The organism is Burkholderia sp. KCJ3K979, assembly GCF_016759955.1.
Taxonomy (GTDB): Bacteria; Pseudomonadota; Gammaproteobacteria; order Burkholderiales; family Burkholderiaceae; genus Burkholderia; species Burkholderia orbicola.
In genome coordinates, this window is sequence record NZ_JACFYV010000235.1 from 1 (window position 1) to 9,900 (window position 9,900).

Genomic DNA, 9,900 nt, shown 5'->3' on the forward strand with positions numbered 1-9,900 from the left:
ATACAACTCCATGCCGGCCAGCATACCATCGCCGTTATTGGGCGGGCGTTGCGTTGCAACAAGAAACAACTGTGACTGCGCGCCGGCATGCGCGTTGCAGACAGCTGCTTTTTACGGCGACGTTGTGCCCGCTTTGGGGACGAAACGAGCGCGACGACCGCCCCGCAAGGGTTTCGCTCGAGCGGCAATTTCAACCTGCCACTCGTCCGTATGCACAACGCTAACGCGGGTCGCACGAATTCGCGTTTTCGCTACTCAGGCAAACCCTGAATTAGGTTGTGTACACAAACATCCTGTCCGAATGCCCGTACGTCGTAAAAGTCGTGCGCGGATAACGTGCCGGGTTCGAGCAGACAAAAAAACGCCAGCCCCGCGGGGCTGGCGTCGTGTTGCGGGTCCGACGACGATCAGAACTGATTCATCGTGTTGTCCTTGCCCGCTGCCTTCAGCGCCGCTTCGCCGCTGAAGTATTCCTTGTGGTCGTCGCCGATGTCCGAACCCGACATGTTCTGGTGCTTCACGCACGCGATGCCCTGGCGGATTTCCTTGCGCTGCACGCCTGCCACGTAGCCGAGCATGCCCTGGTCGCCGAAGTATTCCTTGGCCAGATTGTCGGTCGACAGCGCTGCCGTGTGGTACGTCGGCAGCGTGATCAGGTGGTGGAAGATGCCTGCTTCACGCGATGCATCGGCCTGGAACGTACGGATCTTCTCGTCGGCGAGCTTGGCCAGTTCGGTTTCGTCGTATTCGACGCTCATCAGCTGCGCACGGTCGTAAGCCGACACGTCCTTGCCTTCGGCCTTCATCGCGTCGTACGCCTGCTGGCGGAAGTTCAGCGTCCAGTTGAACGACGGGCTGTTGTTGTACACCAGCTTCGCGTTCGGGATCACCTTGCGGATCTCGCTGACCATGCCGCCGATCTGTGCGATATGCGGTTTTTCGGTTTCGATCCACAGCAGGTCGGCGCCGTTCTGCAGCGACGTGATGCAGTCGAGCACGCAACGCGCTTCGCCCGTGCCGGCGCGGAACTGGAACAGGTTGCTCGGCAGGCGCTTCGGACGCAGCAGCTTGCCGTCGCGCTTGATGACGACGTCACCGTTGCCCAGTTGGTCGGCCGACAGTTCTTCGCAATCGAGGAACGAGTTGTATTGATCGCCCAGGTCGCCCGGCTGGTTCGTCACGGCGATCTGCTTGGTCAGGCCGGCGCCCAGCGAATCGGTACGGGCGACGATGATGCCGTCGTCCACGCCCAGCTCCAGGAATGCGTAGCGAATCGCGCGGATCTTCGCGAGGAAGTCCTCGTGCGGCACCGTGACCTTGCCGTCCTGGTGGCCGCACTGCTTCTCGTCCGACACCTGGTTTTCGATCTGGATGCAGCACGCGCCCGCTTCGATGAACTGCTTGGCCAGCAGGTAGGTCGCTTCCGCGTTACCGAAGCCGGCGTCGATGTCGGCGATGATCGGCACGACGTGCGTGACGTGGTTGTCGATCTTTTGCTGGATCGCGGCCTTGGCGGTCGCGTCCTTCGCGGCATCCAGCTCGCGGAACAGGCCGCCCAGCTCACGGGCGTCGGCCTGGCGCAGGAACGTGTACAGCTCGCGGATCAGCGCGCTGACCGAGGTCTTTTCGTGCATCGACTGGTCCGGCAGCGGGCCGAATTCCGAACGCAGCGCGGCGACCATCCAGCCCGACAGGTACAGGTAGCGGCGTTCGGTGCTGTTGAAGTGCTTCTTGATGGAAATCATCTTCTGCTGGCCGATGAAGCCGTGCCAGCAACCCAGCGACTGCGTGTACTTGGACGGATCGGCATCGTACGCGGCCATGTCGGCGCGCATGATCTTCGCGGTGTACTTCGCGATGTCCAGGCCGGTCTTGAACTTGTTCTGGGCACGCATGCGGGCCGCATACTCGGGGCTGATGGCGTTCCACGCGCTGCCGTGGTTTTCCTTCAAGCCAGCCACTGCCTTGATGTCGTCTTGATATTGGGACATGTCTATCTCCTGGGAACGAAGCGCATTTGAGTAAAGGTTTCAGCGTGCCCGCCGCGTGTGACGAAGCGAACTGCATGGACTCAATAGTAATCCCGCCCAGCGAAATTTCGGTCAAGTCTTATATAAGACATAAGATATAAATTTTCGTTATTTTTCAATGAGATAGTCACGCGTTTTTGCGATGCAAAACACGGTTTCAAGCGGCGGTAAAACGTGGCGGCAGGAATTTCGCGCGACTTCCGCAATATGAAATGCCCTTTCGGCTGCTGAAGAATGAGCACGCGTCGTCAAGGCGGGGCAACGACGGCCACTCCCCTTTGTCATAGTTATGACAAAACGTCTATACTTGGACGATTCTTTGAGCCACGCATATCGACGCATTGGCCTGCCCGCCCCGGAGCGACATGAACGACTCTTCCGTTTTCGACACGCTGTGCGAACTGCTGAATACATCCGGCGCGCGTTTCCGCGTGCTCGAGCATCCGGCGGAAGGCAAATCCGACGCGATCGCCGCACTACGCGGCACCCGCCCCGAACAGGGCGCGAAGGCAATGCTCTGCACGTTCAAGGATGGCGACGACACCACCGCGCTCGCGGTGATTCCTGGCCACCTGAAAATCGACTTCCGCAAGGTCGCCGATGCGGTGGGCCGGCGCAAGGCGACGCTCGCGTCGCCTGATGTCGCGGCCGCCGTCACGCGCTGCGTGATGGGTGCCGTGCCGCCGTTCGTATTCGATGCGAACGTGACGCTCGTGGTCGATCCCGCGCTGGTCGAGCGCAACGCCGAAATCGCGTTCAACGCCGGCCGCCTCGACCGCTCGGTCGTGCTCGACGCGGCCGACTATGTCCGGATCGCGCGCCCGCTGCTGGTCGACATCACGCGGCCCGAAACGACCGACACACCCGCCCCCCAGGACCACGCATGAGCACGAACCGCAAACCGCTGCCGTCGGAGCAGGCGTCGCTGATCGAACAGGTACAGCGCATCGCCGAAGGACTCGGCGAGATGTTCGCGCCGTTCACCGAGGTCGTCGTGCACGACCTCCGCACGCCGGAGCACGCGATCCTCGCGATCCACAACAACCTGTCCGGCCGCGCGGTCGGCGATCCCGCGACCGAACTCGGCCTCGCCCGCATCGCCGACGACGATTTCCCGCAGGTGCTCGCGAACTACCCGAACCGCTTCGCCGACGGCCGCACCGCGAAAAGCACGTCGATCGGCATCAAGGATTCGACCGGGCGCTACGTCGCCGCGCTGTGCCTGAACGCCGACGTCACGCTGTTCCGCGGCTTCCAGGGCATGCTGAACCAGTTCTGCCGCACCGATGGCGAGACCGTCGTCGAGACGCTGGACCCGGCCGGCGCGGACGCGATCCGGCAGCGCATCGACGCATTCGCGACGCGCCTCGCGACGACGCCGCGCGAGCTGAAGACCGACCAGCGCCGTGAACTGATGCAGACGCTGAAGGCCGACGGCTTCCTCGAGGTGCGCCGCGCGATGGAGATCGTGTCGCAACATCTCGGCGTGTCGCGCGCGACCGTCTACAACGACGCGAAGTGACGCCGCGCGTCCGGTATTGCCGTTTTGAGTTTCCCGTTGACTGACCTTTTCGACTCTCGAGCGACCATGAATTCTCCGACTCTCCCTACGTACGACGACGTCGCCGCCGCCGCGGCCCGGCTCGAAGGCCACGCGCACCGCACGCCGGTGATGACGTCGCGGACGATCGACGACGCGCTCGGCGCTCAGGTGTTCTTCAAGTGCGAGAACCTGCAGCGCATGGGCGCCTTCAAGTTCCGCGGCGCGTTCAACGCACTGTCGCGCTTCAACGCGGAACAGCGCCGTCACGGCGTCGTCGCGTTCTCGTCGGGCAACCATGCGCAGGCGGTCGCGCTGTCGGCGCGCATCCTCGGCATTCCCGCGACGATCGTGATGCCGCAGGACGCGCCGGCCGCGAAGATGGCCGCGACACGCGGCTACGGCGGCAATGTCGTGACCTACGACCGCTATACCGAGGATCGCGAGCAGATCGGGCGCGATCTCGCGGAAAAGCATGGGCTCACGCTGGTTCCGCCCTACGATCACCCTGACGTGATCGCCGGCCAGGGCACCGCGGCCAAGGAACTGTTCGACGAAGTCGGCCCGCTCGACGCGGTGTTCACGCCGCTCGGCGGCGGCGGGTTGCTGTCGGGCACCGCGCTCGCCACGCGCGCGCTGTCGCCGCACGCGAAGCTGTACGGCGTCGAGCCGGAAGCCGGCAACGACGCCCAGCAATCGTTCCGGTCCGGCACGATCGTGCATATCGACACACCGCGCACGATCGCCGACGGCGCGCAGACGCAGCACCTCGGCAACCTGACGTTCCCGATCCTGCGCCGCGACGTCGACGACATCCTGACCGCGACGGACGCGGAACTGGTCGAGTCCATGCGTTTCTTCGCCACGCGGATGAAGATCGTCGTCGAGCCGACCGGCTGCCTGTCGTTCGCCGCCGTGCGGCGGATGAAGGATGCGCTGCAGGGCAAGCGCGTCGGCGTGGTGATCAGCGGCGGCAACGTCGATCTCGAGAACTTCTGCGCGCTGGTGTCGGCGCCCGCCTGACCGTCGCGGCGCGCATGAAGATCCTGTCATGCGTGCCGCCGCCCCTTCACGGCGCGTTAAGTTTCGCGCCCTAGACTGATTACGTCGTCCTGAATTCAGTCGTGAAGGAGTCGCCATGAATACGCACGCGATCGTCGCCGCCGCCCTCGCGGCCGCTTCCCTGCCGGCGTTCGCTCAACCGGATGTGACGTCATCCGGTTTTCCCGCCGCCGCGCCTCACCCCGCAGCCGGGCAAGCAGTGCACCGTTCGCCCGCCGCGTTGCCGCCCGCCGGCTTCGTGCTCGCGAAGATCGATCAGAACAATACGCCGCCCGATCGCGGCGGCGACCCGGGCGGCCGCGCGCATGGCGGCACGCACATGTAACGACGCGCCGCCGCGGCATTCAGAACGAACGTCGGCAGCGACGGACCGCGGATGCCGTGGAGATCGTCGGTGCGCCGCTGCCGTGCGCTGTCGATCGTCCCCGGTGGCGGAATCAGCCAGTCGCGCCCGGCGCGAAGTCACGCGCTCGACCCCGCCGGTTTCATCAGACGTGAAACGTGGTGCCGTCGGGAGAGCGCGAGCGAATCCGGCACTCCGCCGCCGGACAATGACGTTTTTTTGCATCCCCACCCGGCCGCACGATTGACGCGCCGGAGTGCGCGCCATTACCCTTGCGCGCTGATGGTTCCCGGAGACGGGATCAAAAGGGAACGCAGGCGAGGCAACGCCTCGAAGCTGCGGCTGCCCCCGCAACTGTGAGCGGCGAATCCGTGCCACCGCATGCCACTGGGAAACCGGGAAGGCCCGCACGGACGACGACCCGCGAGCCAGGAGACCTGCCATCGACCCGAGGTCCAGCAGCCGCACCGGGCGGGGTGTCCCGATGCGCCAGGCGCCGCCCCCGGCGGCCGCCCGTTGCATGGACGACCCGACCTCAGGATCCGTCAGATGTCCATCGTTCCCGAATCCGCTTCCCGACCGGAAGCGTCGCACCGACACGCCGTCGGCATGCGCCCCTTGCCCGCCCTCGGCTCACGATCGCCGTACACGCCACACGCTTGGTCCCGCTGTCTCATGAATATTCGTCACCTGCTTGCCACGTCCGCCGCTACCGCGCTGCTTTCCCCGCTCGCCCATGCGGCTGGCGACACAGCGCAGGCGCAGCCCGCCGCGCCTGCGTCAGGCGCGGACCTGCCGACTATCAGCGTGACCGACACACGGCATCTGCCCGAATCGTTCGACCGCCGCTATGCATCGACGCAGGTGCTCACGCGCGAGGATCTCGACCGGCTGTCGCCCGCCGACCCGAGCATCACGCAGGCGCTTGCGACGCTGCCGGGCGTGACCGTCGCGCAGAACGGCGGGCCCGGCTCGTCCGCATCGGTCAGCATCCGCGGCTCGTCGGCGAGCCAGGTCGCCGTGTTCATCGACGGCATCCGGATCGGCTCGCCGACCACCGGCATCGCGCCGTGGGCCGACCTGCCGACCGAAGCGTTCGAGCGCGTCGAAGTGATCTCCGGGCCGGCCGCCGCGTCGTTCGGCAACAACGCGATGGGCGGCGTCGTGCAGCTCTTCACGCGCCGCGCCGCCAACCAGCCGAACCGGACCACCGTGTCGTTCGGCGGCGGCACGAACAAGACGTTCGACACGCAGTTCCGCACGTCGGGCACGGTGCCGTCGACGGGGCCGCTGGCCGCGCTCGGCGGGCTCACCTATTCGCTCGGGCTGCACGACTACAACACGGCCGGCATCGATGCGACGCGGCCGTTCTTTTACGGCCACGAAGACGGCCGCAATCCGTATCATGCGCAGGACCTCGACGCACGGCTCGGCTATGCCCGCGACAACTGGTCGATCTCGACGTTCGCGCTGTACCACCGCTCCGATCTGTCCTACGACAACAGCGGCTACGCGAATCGCGAGCTCGATCACCAGTTGACGACCGGCGTCGCGTTCCATCTCGACATCACGCCCGATACGCAGTTCGATCAGTCGTTCGGCTATGCGAACGACCGCCAGTTCATCTACGCGGACAACCCGGCGCTCGCGACGGACCAGATCAATTCGCAGCGCATCAGCACGTCGACGTCGCTGACCCATCAGGAGCACGGGTTTCACCTGTTCGGCCTGCCGCTGTCGGGCGAATCGAAGCTCGCGTACGACTTCACGCGCGAGCAGGCGTTCCTGCCGGTCGACATTCCCGGCGGCGTGCCGACGCGCAACGATTCCGCGTTCTCGCTGCACCAGTCGGCGACGCTCGGCCGCGTGACGATGTTCGTGGCCGGCCGTCACGAGATCATCGCCGGGCAAGCGGTGAACACCGGCAACGCCGCGCTGTCGTGGGCGATCACGCCGGTCTACACGGCGCGCGTGTCGTACGGCAATGCGTTCCGCCTGCCGACCTTCAACGACCTGTACTACCCCGGCTACGGCAATCCGAACCTCAGCCCGGAACGCAGCACGTCGGTCGAGGCCGCGCTCGACGCGAACACGGCGTACGGCATGTTCACCGCGGCGATCTACGACACGCGCGTCAACAACCTGATCGCGTACAACCCGGCGACGTTCTCGCCGATGAACATCGGCCGTTCGCACATTCGCGGCATCGACCTGTCGTACAAGGGGACGATCGGCCGTTCGACGCCGGTGAGCGTCGCGGTCGGCATCCTGAATCCGCAGGACGAAACCAACCAGACCTGGCTCAGCCGCCGGCCGCGCCAGACGGTCAGCCTGAACGTCGACCACACGTGGGACGAACTGAAGCTGCACGCGCTCAGCACGGGCGCGTCGCTGCTGTACGGCGGCTCGACGTTCGACGATCCGGCCAACCGGCAGTATCTGGCGTCGTACCTGACGGTGAGCCTGCGCGCGTCGTACCGGATCAATGCGCACCTGACCGTGTCGGCGTCGCTGTCGAACCTGTTCGACCGGCAATACATGACCGCGTACGGCTACAACACGCTCGGGCGCACCGCGTTCGGCAAGGTCAGCTATACGTTCTGATGGCCACGCACATCGGCGCAAGGAACCCCACCGGCACGCGCGCCTAGATCAGCCCGCGCACGCCCGCGACCAGCTGGATCGCGCCGAATACCGCGACGACGGCCGCCGACACACGCGACAGCCCGTGCATGAACGCGAACGACAGCTTCGTGCGCAGCGCGGCGCTCGCGCTGCTCAGGCACAGCCACCACATGGCCGAACCGATGAACACGCCGGCCACCATCCACGCGACGGTCGCCCACATCGCGCCTTCCCGCGCCCCTGGCAACGGGCCGAGCGCCGCAAAGATCCCGACGAACGACACGATCGTCATCGGGTTCGACAGCGTGAGGCCAAACGTCGTCAGGAAATCGCGCAGGACGGTCGACCGCGGCAGGTCGCGTTGCCCCGCCGGCGCGGCCGGCGCCTGGCGTGCGATGGTCCATGCGAGCCAGACGAGAAACGCGCCGCCGCCGATTTTCAGGCCGACGGTCAGCATCGGGAACGCGGTGACGATGCCCGCGACGCCCAGCGCGCCGAGCAGGCCGTAAATCGCATCGGCGCACGCGGCGCCGATGCCCGTCGCGAAGCCCGCCTGGAAGCCGCGGCTCAGGCTGCGCTGAATGCACAGCATGCCGATCGGGCCGACCGGCACCGCGATCGACAGCCCCATCACGACGGATTTGATGAACAACATCGCCTGCTCCTTGCAACATCCAGTGGCTCGAACAGGCATCGTAGGGAAAGTCCGGCCCCCGCTGAATGCGGTTTTTAAGGAAAAATGGCGGCTCTCCCTTAAAAACTCCAACCGCAATGGACGATCTGGACTGGAAGGTGCTGGCGCTGTTGCAGGACAACGGGCGCATCAGCTATACGGAGCTCGCGCGCCAGGTTCACCTGTCGGTGCCGGCGGTGACGGAGCGCGTGAAGCGTCTTGAAGCGGCCGGAGTGATCGACGGCTACACCGCCCGGATCAATCCGTCCGCGGCCGGCTATCCGGTGAGCGCGCTGATCGGCATCACGGTGCCGCAACCGGCGAAAGCGAAGTTCCTCAAGCTGCTGGAGACGATTCCCGAAGTCGTCGAATGCCATCACGTGACGGGCGCGGATTCGTACGTGATGCGGTTCGTCGCCGTCAGCATGGCCCATCTCGAACAACTGATCGAACGGGTCAACCTGTACGGCGAGACGCGCACGTCGATCGTGATGTCGACGCCGTTGCCGGCGCGCGGGATGGCGCGGCCGTCGTCGAAGCCCGGCGACACGCGTCGGTAGCGGGCCGCGGTTTCGGGACCGTCCGACGCGACCGGCCGAACCGGCGACGACCGATGGTCGCCGGCCCCCGTCATGCATCGCGTTCCCCTCGCATGACGATCGGTACGGGCCGGCTATTTGCCGATCGCACCGCCGAGCAGGCCGCCCACCAGCGACGTCACCGGCGCGAGCGGATTGGCGAGACCGCCCAGCGGCGAGCCGCCGCCGCTCGTACCGGTCGCCGAGCCATCGTGCACGGTCGCCGGGATGCCGCCGACCACGCTCGTCACCAGACCGGCAACCGGCACCGCGCCGTTCGGGCCGCTCGGGTTCACGAGCCCGCCTGTATTGGTCACCGTGTTGCCGACTGCCCGAACCAGGCCGCCGACCGCGCCGACGATCGGCTGCGGCGACGTGGACGTCACCTTCCATCCGGCCGACGTGATCGCGCCGCCGACCTGCCCGAGCAGGCCCGCGACCGGCTGCCCGAGGCCGGTTGCGGTGCCGACCTGCTGCGTGAGCTGGCCCGCCGTCGTCACGAGCGGCGTGATCGCGGTGCTGATCGCCTGCGTCGCCTGCTGGACCGGGGCCGACGACAGGGCCGCGCCGAGCATGGTGCCGCCCGACTTCAGGCCGCCGGCCACCGTGTCGAGCAGGCCACCGACGGGCGCCGTGATCGGCGCGAGCGGTGACAGCGGGCCAGAGCCGAGCGCCTTCACCGTTTCGCTGAGGCCGTTGACCGGGTTGCCGGTCGAGCCGACGAGGGTGCCAAGGCCCGTTACCGTCCTGCCGACCGGGTTCGGCGTAAAGCCGATCTGACCGATACCGTTGCTCACGGCGTTCGTCGTATCGCGGACGATCGTGCCGACGCCGGTGACCGTGTCGGCCGGCCCGGCCGTCACCGCCTTGCCGACGCCCGGCAGCGTCACGTCGCCGAGCGTCGCGCCCGCGGCCAGCACGACTGCGCCGACGGAACTGATGATGCCGTTGGTGCCGGGTGTGCCGCTGGTTCCACTCGTGCCACTGGTTCCACTCGTGCCACTGGTTCCACTGGTTCCGCTGGTTCCGCTGGTTCCGCTGGTTCCGCT

Annotated in this window: 9 protein-coding genes and 1 riboswitch; of the genes, 6 read left to right on the forward strand and 3 right to left on the reverse strand. The window is 66.4% G+C overall.

The window, feature by feature from the left end:
* Positions 1-407: 407 nt before the first annotated feature.
* The gene (locus tag H3O04_RS30500) at positions 408-1,991 is read right to left on the reverse strand and encodes an isocitrate lyase (protein ID WP_006478982.1); all 1,584 of its coding nucleotides are present in this window, start codon (positions 1,989-1,991) and stop codon (positions 408-410) included.
* A 404-nt stretch (positions 1,992-2,395) separates the two neighbouring features.
* On the opposite strand from H3O04_RS30500, the gene H3O04_RS30505 reads away from it, so the two are divergent.
* The 5 genes from H3O04_RS30505 (at position 2,396) to H3O04_RS30525 (ending at position 7,579) form a co-directional block, all read left to right on the forward strand.
* Entirely contained in the window at positions 2,396-2,917 is a 522-nt protein-coding gene (locus H3O04_RS30505) for a YbaK/prolyl-tRNA synthetase associated domain-containing protein (RefSeq protein WP_202589091.1), read from the forward strand.
* Positions 2,914-3,552, forward strand: coding sequence for a helix-turn-helix transcriptional regulator (locus H3O04_RS30510; protein WP_011547652.1), 639 nt, complete (start codon positions 2,914-2,916; stop codon positions 3,550-3,552). Before H3O04_RS30505 ends, H3O04_RS30510 begins: the two co-directional genes overlap by 4 nt.
* A gap of 66 nt (positions 3,553-3,618) precedes the next feature.
* Positions 3,619-4,593, forward strand: coding sequence for a threo-3-hydroxy-L-aspartate ammonia-lyase (locus H3O04_RS30515; protein ID WP_012339928.1), 975 nt, complete (start codon positions 3,619-3,621; stop codon positions 4,591-4,593).
* Between the two features lie 115 nt (positions 4,594-4,708).
* Complete coding sequence (locus tag H3O04_RS30520) at positions 4,709-4,957, forward strand: hypothetical protein (RefSeq protein ID WP_124476968.1); 249 nt, start codon at positions 4,709-4,711, stop codon at positions 4,955-4,957.
* Positions 4,958-5,241: 284 nt separating this feature from the next.
* A riboswitch (cobalamin riboswitch) is annotated at positions 5,242-5,434 on the forward strand.
* 216 nt (positions 5,435-5,650) lie between these two features.
* On the forward strand, positions 5,651-7,579 hold the full coding sequence (locus tag H3O04_RS30525) for a TonB-dependent receptor domain-containing protein (RefSeq protein ID WP_202589092.1): 1,929 nt from the start codon (positions 5,651-5,653) through the stop codon (positions 7,577-7,579).
* A 43-nt stretch (positions 7,580-7,622) separates the two neighbouring features.
* Here the strand turns inward: H3O04_RS30525 and H3O04_RS30530 are convergent, their stop codons facing one another.
* Entirely contained in the window at positions 7,623-8,255 is a 633-nt protein-coding gene (locus H3O04_RS30530) for a LysE family translocator (RefSeq protein ID WP_034174779.1), read from the reverse strand.
* Positions 8,256-8,371: 116 nt separating this feature from the next.
* Between H3O04_RS30530 and H3O04_RS30535 the strand changes: the two genes are divergently transcribed.
* Positions 8,372-8,833 carry an Lrp/AsnC family transcriptional regulator gene (locus tag H3O04_RS30535; RefSeq protein WP_034174778.1) on the forward strand — a complete coding sequence of 154 codons (462 nt, stop codon included), beginning with the start codon at positions 8,372-8,374 and terminating at the stop codon, positions 8,831-8,833.
* Between the two features lie 113 nt (positions 8,834-8,946).
* Here H3O04_RS30535 and H3O04_RS30540 read toward each other — a convergent pair.
* Positions 8,947-9,900, reverse strand: a 954-nt coding sequence (locus H3O04_RS30540; protein ID WP_237666486.1) for a collagen-like triple helix repeat-containing protein, incomplete at its 5' end; no start/stop codon positions are given.